The following is a 16,053-nucleotide window of genomic DNA, read 5'->3' on the forward strand; positions in this document are numbered from 1 at the left end:
GGGACGGCGAGGCATGCCGAGATGGAGCTTCGGCACGCCGGGTGAGCTGGCAAAGCTGACCGGCCGTCACAACGGCAGCCGATCGCGCGGCACGGCCCGGAGACCACTGCGGTCACCGAGCACGGCACCCCCCTACCGCGCCCCGCGCCGGTACGTCGCGGTCCCTGAGCCCTCCCCTGGAGCCGCGTACTGACGGACCGATGCGGGTGAGATGTATGACGGTATTGACGATTGAACCCGTATGGCAAGACCTGGAACGGCCACTCCCGTTTTTGTTGGTTTGGCCGTTGCCCGGTGTGCTCGGTGAGACACAAGTTGACCGTTTTCGGGCGTAACAAGAGCCGTTCCCCGGAGGCGGCCAGGGCCTGCGGGGAACGGCTGCTCAGGTGTCCGCGCCCGGGAGCCCGCGGACGGCCGGCGTCACCGGACGAGCTGCAGCAGGCGGTTCGGCGACCCCGAACCCGCGCCGGTCACCTTGCCGGTGGCGGCGCCCGCCACCAGGGCCGAGGCGACCTGGGCGGGACCGGCGGAGGGGTGGCCCGCCAGGTAGACCGCCGCCGCGCCCGCCACGTGCGGGGTGGCCATCGAGGTGCCGGAGATGGTGTTGGTCGCGGTGTCGCTCGTGTGCCAGCCGGCCGTGATGGAGGAGCCGGGTGCGAACAGGTCCAGGGCCGAGCCGTGGTTGGAGTAGCTCGCCCGGGCGTCGGTGCTGGTGGTGGCGCCGACGGTGATCGCCTCGGCGACCCGGGCCGGGGAGGACGAGGAGGCGGAGGTGTTGCTGTTGCCCGCGGCGACGGCGTAGGTGACGCCGCTCGCTATGGAGTTGCGGACCGCCGTGTCCAGGGCGGTCGAGGCACCGCCCCCGAGGGACAGGTTGGCGACCGAGGGGCCGGAGTGGTTCCGCGTGACCCAGTCGATGCCGGCGATCACCCCGGCCGTGGTGCCCGAGCCGCTGTTGTTCAGCACCCGCACGCCCACGATCCTCGCCTTCTTGGCGACGCCGTAGGTGGTGCCCGCGACGGTGGTGGCCACGTGCGTGCCGTGGCCGTTGCCGTCGGAGGCGTCGTTGTCGCCGTCGACGGCGTCGTAACCGTGTGCGGCCCGGCCGCTGATCTGCTGGTGGGTGATGCGCACGCCGGTGTCGACCACGTAGACGGTGACGCCGCTGCCCGCGCTGTCGGGGTAGGTGTAGGTGCCGGAGAGCGGGAGGGAGGGCTGGTCGATCCGGTCCAGACCCCAGGGGGCGGAGGTCTGGGTGGCGGCGAGGGAGACACGCTGGTTCTGCTCCACGGAGGCCACCGCGGGGTCGGCGGCCAGCCGCCGGGCCTCGCCGGCCGAGAGGGAGGCGGTGTAGCCGTTCAGCGCGGCACCGAACGTGCGCTCCACCGAGCCGCCGTAGCCCTTGACGAGGCTCTTGGCCGCGGCCGAGGACGCCTTCAGGCCGGCGCTCTTGCGGAGCGTGACGATGTAGCTGTTCGTCACCGCGGTCGGTGAGTCCGCGGCCAGCACCCGGCCCTCGGCCGGAGCGGCCTGGGCGGGCAGGGCGGTGAGCCCGCCCACCAGGGCGGCGGTCGCCAGTGAGGTGAGCGCGGCGATTCCGAGTCTCTTGCTTCGCGGTTGAGCCATGACGGGGGAGTCCTCCTGCGGCCGGCGCGCGCCCGGGCGGGGCGTGCGTCCTGTGGGGGGTGTGCGCGTGCTCGCGCACACGGACCGGGAGCGTGCTGTTCCGCTCCCGTTCCGGTGACCAGCCTCAGCTGGACATCCCTACGGGACAAGGGAGTTGAGAACCTCTCAATAAACCTGTCATGAGCACGCAACAAGCGCCCGCCTGAGGCTCCCCCCACGTGCCGTGAACGCGCCGCACGGCGTGAAGAGAACGAAAAGAACTTGGCATGGACACTTCCTGTCAACACGCGTAGCTGCTACCACGGTTGTGGCAGAGATCCTGCTAAAGGGAGGTTCCATGAGACGTTCCCGACTTGTCGTCTTCGTGAGCTCGCTCCTCCTCGCCGCCGGCACCGCCCTCACCGGGGCAGCCACGGCGCAGGCGTCCGCGCTCGCCGCAACTGGCCCGTACGCAGCGCTCGGTGACTCCTACTCCTCGGGAGTGGGCGCCGGCAGCTACATCGGTTCCAGTGGCGACTGCAAGCGCAGCACGAAGGCCTACCCCTACCTCTGGGCCGCCGCCAACTCACCCTCGGCGTTCGACTTCACGGCTTGTTCCGGCGCCCGAACGGGTGATGTTCTGTCCGGACAGCTCGGCCCGCTGAGCGGCACCACCGCACTCGTGTCCCTCAGCATCGGCGGCAACGACGCCGGCTTCGCCGACGTCATGACGACCTGTGTGACCCAGTCCGACAGCGCCTGCCTCTCCCGCATCAACACCGCCCGCGCCTACGTCGAATCCACGCTCCCCGGCAAGCTCGACGGCGTGTACTCGGCGATCCGCTCCAAGGCCCCCAACGCCAAGGTCGTCGTCCTCGGCTACCCCCGCTTCTACAAGCTCGGCACCACCTGCCTCGGCCTGTCCGAGGCCAAGCGCAAGGCCATCAACGACGCCTCCGACCTCCTCAACAACACCATCGGCAAGCGCGCCGCCGACCACGGCTTCGCCTTCGGGGACGTCCGCTCCACCTTCACCGGCCACGAGATCTGCTCCGGCGACTCCTGGCTGCACAGCGTGAACTGGCTGAACATCGGCGAGTCCTACCACCCGAAGGCCCCCGGCCAGTCGGGCGGCTACCTTCCGGTCCTGAACGCCAACGACTGACCGGCCCCCACCGGCCGCCCACCCCGGGCGGTCAGCCGGAGCCCGATCCCGGCTCCGTGCCCTCGTCCGTGACCGAAGGAGAAGGGGAGGCCCCGTCCGTCGGGGTCTCCGTCTCACAGGTGATCGAGAACGGCACCGCGTCGGACGTCGTCCGCACCGGCTCCCGCACCTCGACACTGATCTCGTTCTCGAAGGTCCCGGACTCCTCGTCCGTCGTCACGGTCACCGTGTCCCGCTTCGTACGGCTGCCGCCCTCCGGGAACGACAGCGTCTTCCAGCCCTCGTCGAGCACCTGGCCGTCCCCGGTCCTCCAGCGGTAGCGCACCTCGGCCGGGAGCGTCCCCACCGTCAGCGTCGCGGTGAAGCGCGGCGCCCGGACGCCCGGCGGCGGGCATGTGCCCGAGTAGCGCGTACGCGCCCCGTCCAGACCGACCCGCACCGACTGCGGCGGCGGGCTGCTCTTCTCGCTCTCCCGCTCGCTCGGCGTCGGGGACGGACTGGGCTTCCCGCTCCCTTCGTCCTTCTCCCCGGTGTCCCCGGCCTCTGCGGGCGAACTCGCCCCGGCGCCCCTGCCGTCCCTCCCGTCGCCGTCGCCGCCGTCGTGCAGCAGCGCGTACGTCAGCCCGCCCACGGCGAGCGCCAGCGCGATCACCCCTGCGACCAGCACCCGGCCCGCCCTGCGGTCGCGATCCGGACCCGTGACGGACGTGGTGTCCGGTCCCGTTCCGGAGCCGCGGCCGGGGAACGGCACCGGCGCCCCGGGGGAGTGCTCGGGGCGGACCGCGGCCGTCGGCGGGAAGGGCATCGCCCTGGTCGTGTCCGCACGCGGCGAACCGCCCGCCGCCACGATCCGCAGGTCCTGCTCCGCCCGCCCGGCCGGCAGCCGCTGCCCGGGGTCCTTGCGCAGCAGCCCCTCGATCACGGGGGTGAGCGGACCGGCCCGGTACGGCGGCGGCAACTCCTCGTCCACGATGGCGCGCAAGGTGCTCAGCGGGGTGTCGTGCCGGAACGGGGAGTGGCCCTCGACCGCCGCGTACAGCAGCACACCCAGCGACCACAGGTCCGACTCCGGGCCGGGTGTGCGGCCGAGCGCGCGCTCCGGGGCGAGGAACTCGGGCGAGCCGATGACCTCGCCGGTCATGGTCAGCGCGGAGCTGCCCTCGACCGTGGCGATGCCGAAGTCGGTGAGCACCACGCGGCCGTCGTTCGCGATCAGCACGTTGGCCGGCTTCACGTCCCGGTGCAGCACCCCCGCCTCGTGGGCGGAGCGCAGCGCGGCCAGCACCTCGGCGCCGATGTGCGCGGCCCGCTGCGGCGCCATCGGGCCCTCGGCGTCCAGCACCTCGGCCAGGGACAGGCCCCGGACCAGCTCCATGACGATCCAGGGCCGGTCGTCGTCCGTCGCCACGTCGTACACCGTGACCACGTTGCGGTCGGCCACCCGGGCGGCCGCCCACGCCTCCCGCTCCAGCCGGGCGTACAGGCGCTGCACGTCGTCGGCGGCGAGCCCGGCGGGGGCCCGCACCTCCTTGACGGCGACCTCACGGTTCAGCACCTCGTCACGGGCGCGCCACACCGTCCCCATGCCGCCCTCGCCGAGCGGGGACAGCAGTCGGTAGCGACCCGCGATCACCCGTTCGCGACCCGGTTCTTCGGACACGGCGCCCCCATTCGCAGCCGGGCGGAATCTCCACGAGGTCTGTCTTCCCCGGCACGCCGGTTTTCCTCACGCACGTGACTCAGCCCAGTGCGGATGCCGCCCCCTTGAACACCAGTCCGGCCCCGAGGACGACGACGGCGAAGGCGGAGCCGAGCGGGGCGGTACGCCGGACCAGGGCGGCCACCGGACCCGCCGTCCAGCGCGGGCGCCGGTCCAGCAGCCGGGTCATGCCGCTGCCGGCTTTGACGACCGCGTACCCGGCGGCGGTCAGGGTCAGCGCCAGGCCGACGCCGTACGCGACCACCAGGAGCAGCCCGAACCAGGCCTGGCCGAGGGCGGCGGCCCCCACCAGCACGACGACGGCCGACGGACTGGGCACGAGGCCGCCGGCGAAGCCCATGAGGACGGTGCCGCGCAGGGTGGGGGCCACGGGGTGGGAGTGGGTGAACCCGCCGTGGGTGTGCACGACCCCGTGAGCGTGGCGGTCGGGGTGCCGACCGTCGTGCGAGGGGCCGGGGCCGGGGTCGTGGGGGTGGCCGTGCTCGTGCCCGTGGTCGTGGTGGTGGCCGCCCTCCTCGTGGGGGTGGTCGTGACTGTGCGCGTGCCCGTGGCCGTGACTGTGCCCGTGGGGGTGGTCGTGACCGTGCTCGTGCGGGTGGTCGTGCGCATGGGCGCGGGGGCGGTCGCGCAGGGCGCGGCGGACCAGGCTCGCGCCCGCCAGTGTCACCAGCAGCCCGCTGGCGACACCGAGCCAGGCGATCACCGAGGGGGCCGCCGCCGAACCCGCCGTCACCAGCAGGCCGAGGGCGACCACGCCCAGGGTGTGGGTGACCGTCACGGAGGCGGCCATGGGCAGGACGTCCTTCATCCGGGCCCGGCCGCCCCGGGCCGCCGCCGTCGCGGCCATGATGGTCTTGCCGTGGCCCGGTGCAAGGGCGTGCATCGCGCCCAGGACCACGGCGATGCCGAGGGCCAGCGCGGCGAATCCGGCGGTGAGGTCGTGCCGGGCGACCAGTTCGTCGAGGGCCCGCGTCCAGCGGTCGGCACCGCGCGGCAGCACCGAGGCCGCCGGGGCGTCGCGCTCCTCCCCGGCCAGGGCCGGGCCGCCGGGGCGCACGCGCAGGGCGGCGGACGCGGTGTCGGCGGGGGAGGAGAGCAACTCCTCCGGATAGCGGGTCAGTTCCTGCGACAGAGACGTCCCGGGCACGTCGGACGCGGTGAGTGTCATCCGGTCGCCCCGAGCCGTGATTTCCCGCCAGCCGGGGCCGGAGGAGGCCCCCGCGCCCCGGAAGGACAGGGACACGGTCTCCTTGCCCGGCGGCAGTGGGGCGGTCAGCTCGCACTCCACACGGAGGGTGTCCAGTCCCGCCTGACCGGGCCGCACGCGCGCGTGGCCGCGTTCGACGGTGAGGACGGCGGGCCGGCCGCCGACGGTGACGCGGCTGTCCGCCGCGGCCGTGGCGCACCGCTCCCGCGCCCACATGTGCAGGCCGAGCCGCTCGACGTCGGGCTTCGCCTGGGTCGCCGGGATCTCCGCGAGGTCCTCGACGTGGTGGACCCGCAACGCACCGGGGGTGGCGACGAGTCCGTCGTAGCGGTTGACGGTGAAGTTGCCCAGCGGGTGGGCGCTCGCCGTGGCGGCGGGCAGCAGGGTGAGCGCGCAGGCGGCCGTGAGGACGGCGGCGCCGGACGCGGACAGCCGGCGCAGGATCACCGGTTCTCCTCCAGGTCGTCGAGTGCGGTACGGGCCTCGCGCGCACCGAGCGGCGAGAAGCCGGGGTTCAGCTCCAGGGCCGCCTTCAGGTGGGTTCGGGCCGCCCGGGGGTCTCCGGCGGCGCGCTCGATGACCCCGCGGTGGTAGAGGAAGGCGGCGTTGCGGTAGCCGGTGGCGGTCGCCCGCCGGGCGAGGGGGAGGGCCTCCGCGTCACGGCCGTTGACGTGCAGGGCCCAGGCGAGGGCGTCCGCGGTGTGCACGCTGTGCCGGCGGTCCCACTCGGCGCGGGCCGCGCGCAGGGCCTCCCTCCTGTCGCCGTGGTCGGCGGCCGCCATGGCCGAGTCGAGGTCGGCGTTCACGCCGCCCGCGCGGGCCAGGGCCGTCCAGGCGTCGACGAGCGCGTACTGGTCGCGGGCCTTCGCCCGGTCGCCGTCGGCGCCGCGGGCCTCGTACAGCTCGCCGAGGGCGACGAGCGGTCCGGGCAGCGGCGAGCGGACCACGACCTGCTCCAGCCCTTTCACGGCCGCCGCGCGGTCACCGCTCGCGGCCTGGGCGCGGGCGCGGCCCTCCAGCGCCGGGAGGTAGGCGTCGTCGGCGGCCAGCGCGCGGGCGTAGTGGGCCAGGGCCTGCCGGTGATCGCCCTGGCTCCAGGCCAGCTGGCCCAGCGCGGTGGCCACGTACGCCACGTCCGAGGGGGAGCGGGCCGAGTCCAGCGCGCGGTGCAGCACCTCGCGCGCCGTGCGCACGTCGCCGCGCAGTTCGTGCACGTACGCGTAGCGGGTGAAGACCGGCACGCCGGGACGCCGGTCGTCGGCGGTCCGCACCGCCTCGGCGGCGTCGTCGTAGCGGCCCAGTTCGACGAGCGCGTCGACACGGGTGCACAGGGCGCGCTCGTTGTAGGGGTTCTGCTTCAGGGCCCGGTCGGCGTGGGCGAGGGCGCCGGTGAAGTCGTGCCGGGCGGCGGCCAGGGCGGCGCGGCCGGCGAGGGCCTGGTCGTTGCCCGGCCGGAGCGCGAGGGACCGCCGCAGCGCGCGCTCCGCCTGCGGGTAGCGGGAGGGGTCGCCCGCGGTGCGGGCCTGCTCCACGTAGGCGACCCCGAGCGTGGCCCAGCTCCCGAAGTCCTTCGGCTGGGCCCGCAGATGGCGCTGCAGGGACCCGACCGCCGCGCCCAGGTCGCCCCGGGCGAGGTCACCGGGTGACAGCGCCCCGGCCGCGGACACGGCGGCGGCCCCGGCCGGGCCGTCCTGGCCGCTGCCGAGGGCGATGGCCCCGCCGGTCAGCGCCACGGCCAGCAGCGCGGCGCACCCGGCCTGATGCAGGGCCCGCCAGCGCCGACCCCCCTCGGCGGCCCGCCGCAGCACGGCCACGCGCCGGGCGGCATCGGCCTCCCCGGCCCCGCCCTCGGTGCCGGCCGCGGTCGAGGGATCGGCGTGAGCGCGTGCCTCCGCCGAACCGCCGGTCCCGGCACGGCCGTTCACCGAGTCGGCGTCGTCAGCCGTGCCGGTGTCGGCTCCCGTGCCGGTGCCGGCTCCCGTGCCGGCGCCGGTGTCGTCCGGCGGCTCCGGTGTGCTGTCGGTCGTGTGCGCAGGCATGGAATTCCTCGGTCGGTCGGCTGTGCGGGGCGGAGATCGGCGGCGCGGCCCGCGCCGTGGGGGACGGGACCGGGCCGCGCCTGTCTGCGGGGCGAAACGGCTCAGTACGCCCGGTTCCGCATGCGGCGCCACCACATCAGGGCCGCGCCGATCAGGACGATGCCGCCCGCCCCGGCCCCGGCGGACGCGGCGATCAGGCGTGTGTCGTCCGCGCCCTGCGCACCGGCGGGCCGGAGCGCGTCGCCGAGCTGGCTGCGCACGTCGTTGCCGCCGTCCACGCCCTTGGCGAGCGGGCCGCGCGATCCCTCGGTCGGCAGGGCGACGTACGGGAAGGACTTCTCGAACTCCTTGTCGTTCTTGTCGACCGCGTCACCCAGGTCGTTCTTCGAGCCCACCAGCTCGCCCTCGACGACCTGGAGCGAGGCGTCGATCACGTCGTCGGTGAGGCGGCGGCCGTTGGGGAAGCCGGCGTTGTCACCGTCGAGGACGCCCAGCCGCTTGGGCTCGGCGGCAGGCTTGATCGAGGTGTTCAGGCGGAGCTGCTCCGACGGCGTCACGTGGGGCGGCTGGTTGAGGTCCTTGACGCCCTTGAGGAACACGTCGACCAGGTCGTTGCGCGGTTCGGCGGGCGCCGGGATCTTGTAGATCGCCTCGATGAGCTTGGGCAGCTCCGGGTTGGTGACGTTCTTCAGGAACTTCGCGTCGTCGCGGGGCGTGGCCGCGTTGAACCGGTCCTTGTCCTTCAGCGGGTTGACGACCTCGTTGACCAGCGGATTGCCCAGGCGCGAGACCTGCGTGAAGTAGCCGCGGGCGTTCTTGCGCTGGGTCGTCGACCAGATGCCGATCACGGGCTGCTCGTGGGACTCGGCGACGAGGCTGCTGGGCACCTGCAGGGCTATGGAATTGACGTTGTAGCCCTTGAGGGTGTCATTGCCGACCTCGGAGAGGTTCCCGCCGTACAGCAGGTCGAAGACGCGCAGGTCCAGGAAGAACGGGTCGTCGGCCTGCCCGGCGAACGTCTGCGCCCCGCCCGCGAGTTCGTGCACGGCCTGCTTGCGCAGCGTCGCGTAGTCCGGCATCGAGGCCTTGCCCACGTTGGAGGGGGCCACGGGCACGTCGTCGGCCACCTTGGTCTTCGACACGGCCTTCAGGTGGCGCAGCTTGATCAGTTCGATGTCGTAGGTCTGCGTGACGTTGAGGTCGGGGTCGTCGAGGCTCTCGACAGGGCCGGTGTTGTAGAGGAACGTCTTCTTGTTCTTGGTGTGCGTCTTGAACGTGTAGCGGAAGACCAGGTCCTCCTGGGCGTCCCCGTCCCGGTCGATGCGCAGGTCGTACTGGGCGTCCTCCGCGAACGGGAAGAAGTTGGGCCCGCCGGCCGGTTCCTCGAACGGGATCCAGTTCGCGACGATGGTGGTCGTGTCCGGCTTGTCCGGGCTGACGAACGCGTACACGTCGGTGTTGTCGTACTGCGGGGTGCCGGAGATCAGCGGGGCCTCGCGGTGGCTGGAGGCGGAGGCCGCCTCAGGTTCCAGCGCGGTCACGCCGGCGGCCGCGAGCCCGCCGGCGGCCAGCGCGCCACACACCGCGGTCGCGATGCTCCTGCGTCCCGCACCGTTCCTGGAGATAGGTGTCATGCCGTCCGTCCTCCGTGCCAACTTGCCTGACACACGCCATTCGGAGCGGCCGGCGAAGCGGATTGGTCGAATCTCAACCGTTCTTACGGCCGGTCCGGGATCTTGTTTCATCGCCGCGTGACCCGCGTTTTCGCCGCCCGGATCCGTAACACCGTCCGGAGGTGTGTGCGTTGCGAATGCCTCGTGTGAGGGGACAGGCCCGGTGCGGCCTCGGAGAGGGGGACCGAGTGGAGGCGGACGAGCTGCTGCTGCTCGTGGCAGGCGGGGACCAGGGAGCCTTCGAGGAGTTGTACGGGCTGGTGTCCGGCCCGGTGTTCGGACTCGTACGGCGTGTGGTGCGCGACCCCGCCCAGTCGGAGGAGGTGGCTCAGGAGGTGCTGCTGGAGATGTGGCGGTCCGCCGCGCGGTTCGACCCGGGCCGGGGCAGTGCCATGTCCTGGATCCTCACCCTCGCCCACCGCCGGGCCGTCGACCGGGTGCGCAGCGCCCGCGCGGCCGGGGAGCGCGAGCAGCGCGAGGCGCTGCGGGCGAACCAGCCCGCCTTCGACCACGTCACGGAGGAGGTCGAGGCGGGGCTGGAGCGCGAGTGGGTGCGCCGCTGTCTGGACCGGCTCACGGTGCTGCAACGCCAGTCGGTCACCCTCGCCTACTACGAGGGCTACACCTACCGTGAGGTGGCCGAGCACCTGTCCCTGCCGCTGGGGACGGTCAAGACGCGGATGCGCGACGGACTGACCCGGATGCGCGAGTGCCTGGGAGGGGTGGCATGAGCCTGTTGCGACGCGAGGACCCGCACTCCCTGGCCGCGCCCTACGCGCTCGACGCCCTGGAACCCGCCGAGCGGGTCCGCTTCGAGAAGCACCTCGCCGGGTGCGACCGGTGCGCCGGCGAGGTGCGCGCCCTGTCCGAGGACGCCGTCCGCCTCGCCCGGTCCGCCGCGGTCCCGGCCCCGCCGGCGATGCGGGACCGGGTCATGGCGGCCGTCCGCGTCACCCCGCAGGAGCCGGCACCGCAGGGGAAGCGGGAGGCGGCGCGTCCGCACGCCCCGCAGTTGCCGCCGCACGTGTGGGGCGTCCGGCCGCCGCCGCGGCAGCGGACGCGGCGGCGGATCCCGCTGTTCGTCCCCTTCGCGACGGCCACCGCCGCCGCGGCCCTCGTCGTGGCCTCCCTGTTCGGGGTGCAGGCGAACCGGACCCAGGACGAACTGACCGCCGAGCGGGACCGGTCACGTGAGATCGCCCACGTTCTCGCTGCTCCGGACGCCCGTGCGAGCAGTGGACGGGACGCCCGGGGCCGCACGATCGGAGTGATCGCTTCCGCCACGGAGGGGAGCGCGGTCGTCACCCTCGGCGGATACGGCGCCCCGGCGGGTGGCCGCGTGCACCAGTTGTGGCTCATGCGCCCGGGCGCACAACCTCGCTCGCTCGGGCTGTTCGAGGGCGACACGCCCCTGGTCGCGACGGGTTTGGGGTCCTCCGCGACGTCACTGGCCGTGACCGTCGAACCCGCGGGAGGCTCGCCGCAGCCCACCAGCCAGCCCCTCGTCCAACTCGCCCTGAAAAGTGTTGGATTCGGAGAGTAGTCGGCGACACATCGTCAACCCCCTTACGGGGAAGGTGAATCCTGTGACCGCGATACACGTGTGCCCGGTCGGGACGATAGGGTTAACCTGCCCGGGCCGGGTGGACTCGTACGGGTGGGGAGTGACATGGAACAGATAACAGTGCGCAGCAGGGCCAGGGTCCCTGCGATCACCTGCGGGAGCAGCGCGACCAGTTCGCGCCTCGACCGCCACCTCTCGGTGCTGGGCGGTCCCGCCGTCCCTCAGCGGGAGACGGTCGAGGCCACCTCGCTGATGCGCGAACTGACCGCGCGTCGGCCGCACGACCGCAGTGGCAGGGGCGCGCGCGTGCGCCGCGTCTCGCTCTTCGCGCCGCTGCGCCGACTGCGCCGCTCGCTGTTCGGCGGCAGGTAGGGTCCCGCGCTCGGGCGGTCACACCGCCCCCGGCGTCCGCTGCGCACTCGTCGTCCGTCATCCCCACGGCACGCAGCAGGCACCGGGTGTGTTCCCGAGCGCGGCACGCCCCCCGTCGACGCCCCTCCCCGCCCGGCAGTGACCGGGGGCCGCACCCGGCTCCGGTGCCGCAGCACGCCCGCTCACCGCTCTCCGCGGGCGTAATCCCGCTCCGCCGCGGCCCCGGACAGCGCGAGCAGCACGGCACACCACAGCAGTGACCCCGCGACGGGACGGGCCATCGGCCAGGCCGCCCCGTCGGCCACCGGGACGCCTCCCGGCCCGGTCGCGTCGGAGAGCTCCGAGAACTGCCCTCGGAGGGCTCCGCGCCGCTCGGCGGGCTAGAGCAGGGCGAGTTGGCCCTCCGGGCCTTCCTCGGTGCCGTCCAGGACGGAGGCGGGGCGGCGGGCCGCGGCCGGTGCCGGGAGCACGCCCGCCCCGGTCAGCTCCGTCGCGGTGACCGGGTCGGGCACCGCGGGCTCCTCCTCCGTCGCCCGCAGGTCGGCGAGCAGCGCCAGGACCGTGATCAGCTCCAGCAGTTCCGAGGTCCAGGTCTGCGGCCACACGGTCGGGCGGATCGCCGCGAGCGTCCCGGGCTCGGGCTCGGCGACCCGCGCCGCGAACCACTGCTCCAGCACCCGGACCCCGCCCGCCTCGAAGTCCCACGCCTGCGGCGGCACCGGGGAGATGCGGCCCTCGTCCACGAACAGGGCCTCCTCCTCGCGGTCGTAGCGCAGGGCCACGGGGCGGGACGGGAGCGGCGCGCGGACGTAGGGGCGGCGGCCGCCGGGCAGCTTGGGCCGCTCGCCGTCCCGGCGCATCAGCCACAGCAGCCGGTGCCCGTGCTCCAGGCCCCTCGCCCAGGCGTCCGGGTCCCCGGTGAGCGGGACGGTGAGGTCCGGCCGGACGGCGGCCGCGATCCACGCCAGCACGTCGAGCGGCGACGGTACGGCACCGAGGCGACGGCCCAGCCAGTCCACCAGTCCGGGCGCCAGGTTCGGCTCCCGGCCGCCGGGGCGGCGGAACAGCGGACGCACCCGGCCGGGGCGCAGCAGGGGGAGCAGCGAGGTGAACAGCAGCGGGGAGTCGAGCGTCCCCGGGGCCTCCACGACGAACACCTGCTCCTCGTCGGCGACCCGCCACAGCTCCGGGCGGGCGGCGTCGATCAGCCGCTGGTCCGGGATGAGCCACTGCTCGTCGAAGGGCGCCAGCAGGACCCGCACCGGCTCCGGGCAGGGTCCGGACGCGCGCGCCAGCCGTTCCGTGCCGGCGCCCGTCCGGCCCGGCAGCCGGCCGACCGCCGTGTGCAGGGTGCGCGAGCGGCTCGGTTCGAACAATGCCTCCCGGTCGGGCCCCTCGGCCTTCAGCAGCGCGTCCCAACGCGCCTTCACGGCTGCCGCGTCGGGGCCCGCCGGCCACCCCCGGCCGAGCCGCGGCGGTGCGACGGACCACGGCATGAGGTCCGCCAGCGGCGGAGCGTCGTCGTGCGTCACGCCCCGCATCGTACGACGTGTGCCGGCTCACCAGGGGGCGCGGGGAACCACCCCGCACGCCCTGCCCGATGCGCGGCGCTCAGGTCGCGTCCAGGGTCACGGTGAAGGAGAACCGGTCGCCCCGGTAGTGGATGACGGCCACGTCCAGGGCCCGCCCGTCCGCGTCGTAGGTCACGCCCGTGTAGTGCAGGATCGGGCTCAGCAAGGGCACGCGCAGCAGCCGTGCCGTCTCCGGGTCGGCCAGCCGCGCCTCCACCGTGTCCGTGATGCGGCTGATGTCCGCTCCCACCACGTCCCGCAGCACCTTCGTCATCGGCCACCGCACGAGGTCGTCCAGGTCGATCTGCGCGGCCAGTTCGGGGCGCACGTGGTTGCGGGCGTGATTGGTCGGCTCCCCGGTCTTCTCGTCGCTGCGCAACCGGTGGTACGCCGACACCTCCACCAGGTCCGGGAAGAACTCGGCCAGTTCGCCCGGGACGGGGACCGTGCCGTGCTCCAGCAGTTCGGTCGTCATCCCGGACTGCTGGGCCACGATCGCGTCCACCGAACCGAGCAGCCGCACGGGGGAGCCCCGGCGCGCGTCCGGCTCGATGAACGTCCCCCGCCGGCGGTGGCGGGAGATCAGCCCCTCGTCCTCCAGCTCCTTCAGCGCCTGCCGCATGGTCAGCACGCTCACGCCGTAGTGCCCCGCCAGCTGCTCCTCGGTGGGCAGGCGCAGCGGGTCCTGGGGCGAGCGGCCGAGGATCGAGGCGCGCAGCGACTGCGAGACCTGGTACCAGAGCGGCAGCTTGCGGTTCAGGACGATCGAGTCCGGGGCGAAGGAGGTCACGGGGTCATCCGTACCGTCAGGAAATGATCAGTGCAAGGGGCGGAAGTGCCGCTGCAGGCCCTGCCACACGTCGTCGTAGCGCTGCTGGAGGTGCTCCGCCCCGGCCGCGTGCGGGGTGAGGCTCAGCGGCCAGCGCGTCTCGAACATGAACGCCAGTCCGTCGTCGATCTTCTGCGGCTTCAGCTCGGCGGCGCTCGCCCGCTCGAAGGTCTCCCGGTCCGGTCCGTGCGCCGACATCATGTTGTGCAGCGAGCCGCCGCCCGGTACGAAGCCCTCCGCCTTGGCGTCGTAGGCGCCCTCGATCAGGCCCATGTACTCGCTCATCACGTTCCGGTGGAAGTACGGCGGCCGGAAGGTGTCCTCACCGACGAGCCAGCGCGGAGCGAACACCACGAAGTCGACCCCCGCCAGGCCCGGGGTGTCCGACGGGGACGTCAGGACGGTGAAGATCGACGGGTCGGGGTGGTCGTAGGTGATGGTGCCGAGCGCGTTGAAGCGGCGCAGGTCGTAGACGTAGGGCACATGGTTGCCGTGCCAGGCGACGACGTCGAGGGGGGAGTGGTCGTAGGTGGCCGTCCACAGGTTGCCGCAGAACTTGTTCACCACCTCCACCGGGCCCTCGACGTCCTCGTAGGCCGCGACGGGGGCGTGGAAGTCCCTCGGGTTCGCCAGGCCGTTGGCGCCGATCGGGCCCAGGTCGGGCAGGCGGAAAGGAGCGCCGTAGTTCTCGCACACATAACCGCGGGCGGAATCGTCCAGGAGCTCCACACGGAAGCGGACACCACGCGGGATGAGCGCCACATGGCCCGGCTCCACATGAAGCAGGCCGAACTCCGTGCGCAGCAGCAGCCCTCCCCGCTCCGGCACGATCAGCAGCTCGCCGTCGGCGTCGCTGAACACCCGGTCCATGGAGACGTCGGCGGCGTACAGGTGGACCGCGATGCCGGTGCGCTGGGTGGCGTCGCCGTTGCCGCCGAGGGTCCACAGCCCTGCGAGGAAGTCGGTCCCGGGCGCCGGGTCCGGCAGCGGGTTCCAGCGCAGGCGGTTGGGATCGGGCACGGTCTGGGTGAAGGGCGCGGTGCGCAGGGAGCCGTTGTCGGTGCGGGTGAACGCCGGGTGCGCGGCCGAGGGCCGGATCCGGTACAGCCAGGAGCGGCGGTTGTGTGCCCGCGGCTCGGTGAAGGCCGTGCCGCTCAGCTGCTCCGCGTAGAGCCCCAGCGGCGCCCGCTGGGGTGAGTTGCGGCCCTCGGGCAGTGCGCCCGGGACGGCTTCCGAGCTGTGCTCGTTGCCGAAGCCGGAGAGATAGGTCAGCCCTTCGGCGGTCTTCCGCGCTTCCCCGCGCCCGACCGCGCTCGCGCGGGTGGTGCCCCCATCGCCCATGTGTGCTGCTCCCTTGTGTTCCGATTCCTATGGAGCACCGTAGGATTGCGATTTCCCCGGCGCAAGAGGGACACGGCCCTCCTCTTCACGGATGACCTGAACCCGACTTGAGGACGATCCGCCGCTCCGGACGTGTGTTCTACGCTCCCGGGCATGTCGTGGACACGTGCACCTCTCGCCGTGCTCGCGGTCTGCGTCCTCGTGCCGGCCGGACTCGCGGGCTGCGGCTCCGGCGGTGACGCCCGGGAGCGGCAGGACTCGCCCGCACCCGTGGGCCGGCTCCTGGACGACCGGGACCAGCAGGGGCGGGCGTATCGCGAGGTGGAGCCGGAGGGGGCACCGGGCGTCGGTGTCGAGGTGCAGCCCGACGCGGCCGGTGCCTGGGACGTACGGCTGCGCGTGCGGAACTTCCGCTTCTCGCCGGCCGGGACCACGCCCCGGGCGGCCGCGGGGCGTGGCCTCGCGCACCTCTACGTCGACGGCCGCCTGGTCGCACGGCTCCGCGCCCCGGAGTACCGCCTGGCCGCGGACCTCGTCCCCCGCGGCACGCACCACGTCACGGCCCGCCTCCACGCCGACGACGGCACGGTGTGGGCGGTCGACGGCGAGCCGGTGGAGAGCACGGCCGACATCACGGCCTCCCGGCCGGGCCCGGGGGAGCGGCCCCCCGGCAGCGGGGGCGGGCAGACGCCGCAGGGCGGGACTAACGGGCACGCGTCACCGCGCCCGGCAGCCGGGCGGGCCGCCCCGAGCGGGGGCGGGGCACAAGCGCTGCCCGGCGCCGCCGCCGACCGGCGGGGCGCGCCCACCCGGGTCGCCCGGCGCACGGCGGGGAAGGGGGCCGCCGGCCGGCTGAGGCCGCCCGGCGCCGCGGCTGGACGTCCTCAGCAGGGGGAGGCCGGCCGGCAGACCCTGCCTCCCGCAGGCGGCCTGCTCGCCGGTCCTTCCCCGGACGGGCGGGCCCTGG

The 16,053-nt window shown here is 73.9% G+C and carries 14 protein-coding genes; 5 read left to right on the forward strand and 9 right to left on the reverse strand.

Annotated elements, in window-relative coordinates; all coding sequences use genetic code 11:
- Positions 1–420: 420 nt before the first annotated feature.
- Positions 421–1,626 carry a S8 family peptidase gene (locus ACZ4M5_RS18855; protein ID WP_467738183.1) on the reverse strand — a complete coding sequence of 402 codons (1,206 nt, stop codon included), beginning with the start codon at positions 1,624–1,626 and terminating at the stop codon, positions 421–423.
- 337 nt (positions 1,627–1,963) lie between these two features.
- Between ACZ4M5_RS18855 and ACZ4M5_RS18860 the strand changes: the two genes are divergently transcribed.
- Positions 1,964–2,770: an SGNH/GDSL hydrolase family protein gene (locus ACZ4M5_RS18860; RefSeq protein WP_467738185.1), complete on the forward strand. Its 807-nt coding sequence runs from the start codon at positions 1,964–1,966 to the stop codon at positions 2,768–2,770.
- A gap of 31 nt (positions 2,771–2,801) precedes the next feature.
- Here the strand turns inward: ACZ4M5_RS18860 and ACZ4M5_RS18865 are convergent, their stop codons facing one another.
- The 4 genes from ACZ4M5_RS18865 to ACZ4M5_RS18880 all read right to left on the reverse strand — a co-directional run bounded on the left by ACZ4M5_RS18865 (position 2,802) and on the right by ACZ4M5_RS18880 (position 9,370).
- The gene (locus ACZ4M5_RS18865; protein WP_467738187.1) at positions 2,802–4,430 is read right to left on the reverse strand and encodes a serine/threonine-protein kinase; all 1,629 of its coding nucleotides are present in this window, start codon (positions 4,428–4,430) and stop codon (positions 2,802–2,804) included.
- Between the two features lie 79 nt (positions 4,431–4,509).
- The gene (locus ACZ4M5_RS18870) at positions 4,510–6,144 is read right to left on the reverse strand and encodes a nickel transporter (RefSeq protein ID WP_467738189.1); all 1,635 of its coding nucleotides are present in this window, start codon (positions 6,142–6,144) and stop codon (positions 4,510–4,512) included.
- Positions 6,141–7,736: a tetratricopeptide repeat protein gene (locus tag ACZ4M5_RS18875; protein ID WP_467738191.1), complete on the reverse strand. Its 1,596-nt coding sequence runs from the start codon at positions 7,734–7,736 to the stop codon at positions 6,141–6,143. Before ACZ4M5_RS18875 ends, ACZ4M5_RS18870 begins: the two co-directional genes overlap by 4 nt.
- A gap of 101 nt (positions 7,737–7,837) precedes the next feature.
- Complete coding sequence (locus ACZ4M5_RS18880; protein WP_467738192.1) at positions 7,838–9,370, reverse strand: DUF4331 domain-containing protein; 1,533 nt, start codon at positions 9,368–9,370, stop codon at positions 7,838–7,840.
- Between the two features lie 227 nt (positions 9,371–9,597).
- Here ACZ4M5_RS18880 and ACZ4M5_RS18885 point away from each other — a divergent pair, with 227 nt between their 5' ends.
- The 3 genes from ACZ4M5_RS18885 to ACZ4M5_RS18895 all read left to right on the forward strand — a co-directional run bounded on the left by ACZ4M5_RS18885 (position 9,598) and on the right by ACZ4M5_RS18895 (position 11,345).
- A complete protein-coding gene (locus ACZ4M5_RS18885) occupies positions 9,598–10,140 on the forward strand; it encodes a sigma-70 family RNA polymerase sigma factor (protein WP_467738194.1) in 543 nt (180 codons plus the stop codon).
- A complete protein-coding gene (locus ACZ4M5_RS18890) occupies positions 10,137–10,952 on the forward strand; it encodes an anti-sigma factor (protein WP_467738196.1) in 816 nt (271 codons plus the stop codon). The genes ACZ4M5_RS18885 and ACZ4M5_RS18890 overlap by 4 nt, the downstream gene beginning before the upstream one ends.
- 126 nt (positions 10,953–11,078) lie before the next feature.
- Positions 11,079–11,345: a hypothetical protein gene (locus tag ACZ4M5_RS18895; RefSeq protein ID WP_383503623.1), complete on the forward strand. Its 267-nt coding sequence runs from the start codon at positions 11,079–11,081 to the stop codon at positions 11,343–11,345.
- A gap of 182 nt (positions 11,346–11,527) precedes the next feature.
- Here the strand turns inward: ACZ4M5_RS18895 and ACZ4M5_RS18900 are convergent, their stop codons facing one another.
- The 4 genes from ACZ4M5_RS18900 to hmgA all read right to left on the reverse strand — a co-directional run bounded on the left by ACZ4M5_RS18900 (position 11,528) and on the right by hmgA (position 15,086).
- A complete protein-coding gene (locus ACZ4M5_RS18900; RefSeq protein ID WP_467738199.1) occupies positions 11,528–11,650 on the reverse strand; it encodes a hypothetical protein in 123 nt (40 codons plus the stop codon).
- A 75-nt stretch (positions 11,651–11,725) separates the two neighbouring features.
- Entirely contained in the window at positions 11,726–12,886 is a 1,161-nt protein-coding gene (locus tag ACZ4M5_RS18905; RefSeq protein WP_467738201.1) for a type ISP restriction/modification enzyme, read from the reverse strand.
- 70 nt (positions 12,887–12,956) lie between these two features.
- Complete coding sequence (locus ACZ4M5_RS18910; protein WP_467738203.1) at positions 12,957–13,706, reverse strand: GntR family transcriptional regulator; 750 nt, start codon at positions 13,704–13,706, stop codon at positions 12,957–12,959.
- A gap of 27 nt (positions 13,707–13,733) precedes the next feature.
- Entirely contained in the window at positions 13,734–15,086 is a 1,353-nt protein-coding gene (hmgA, locus tag ACZ4M5_RS18915; protein ID WP_467738205.1) for a homogentisate 1,2-dioxygenase, read from the reverse strand.
- A 153-nt stretch (positions 15,087–15,239) separates the two neighbouring features.
- On the opposite strand from hmgA, the gene ACZ4M5_RS18920 reads away from it, so the two are divergent.
- On the forward strand, positions 15,240–16,053 hold an 814-nt coding region (locus ACZ4M5_RS18920; RefSeq protein ID WP_467738207.1), incomplete at its 3' end, for a hypothetical protein.

The sequence above is a fragment of the Streptomyces sp. NPDC026246 genome (genome assembly GCF_055567995.1).

Coding starts and splice junctions, on each gene's coding strand:
- ACZ4M5_RS18855 (WP_467738183.1), bottom strand. CDS start 1,626: ATGGCTCAACCGCGAAGCAAGAGACTCGGAATCGCCGCGCTCACCTCA.
- ACZ4M5_RS18860 (WP_467738185.1), top strand. CDS start 1,964: ATGAGACGTTCCCGACTTGTCGTCTTCGTGAGCTCGCTCCTCCTCGCC.
- ACZ4M5_RS18875 (WP_467738191.1), bottom strand. CDS start 7,736: ATGCCTGCGCACACGACCGACAGCACACCGGAGCCGCCGGACGACACC.
- ACZ4M5_RS18880 (WP_467738192.1), bottom strand. CDS start 9,370: ATGACACCTATCTCCAGGAACGGTGCGGGACGCAGGAGCATCGCGACC.
- ACZ4M5_RS18890 (WP_467738196.1), top strand. CDS start 10,137: ATGAGCCTGTTGCGACGCGAGGACCCGCACTCCCTGGCCGCGCCCTAC.
- ACZ4M5_RS18895 (WP_383503623.1), top strand. CDS start 11,079: ATGGAACAGATAACAGTGCGCAGCAGGGCCAGGGTCCCTGCGATCACC.
- ACZ4M5_RS18905 (WP_467738201.1), bottom strand. CDS start 12,886: ATGCGGGGCGTGACGCACGACGACGCTCCGCCGCTGGCGGACCTCATG.
- hmgA (WP_467738205.1), bottom strand. CDS start 15,086: ATGGGCGATGGGGGCACCACCCGCGCGAGCGCGGTCGGGCGCGGGGAA.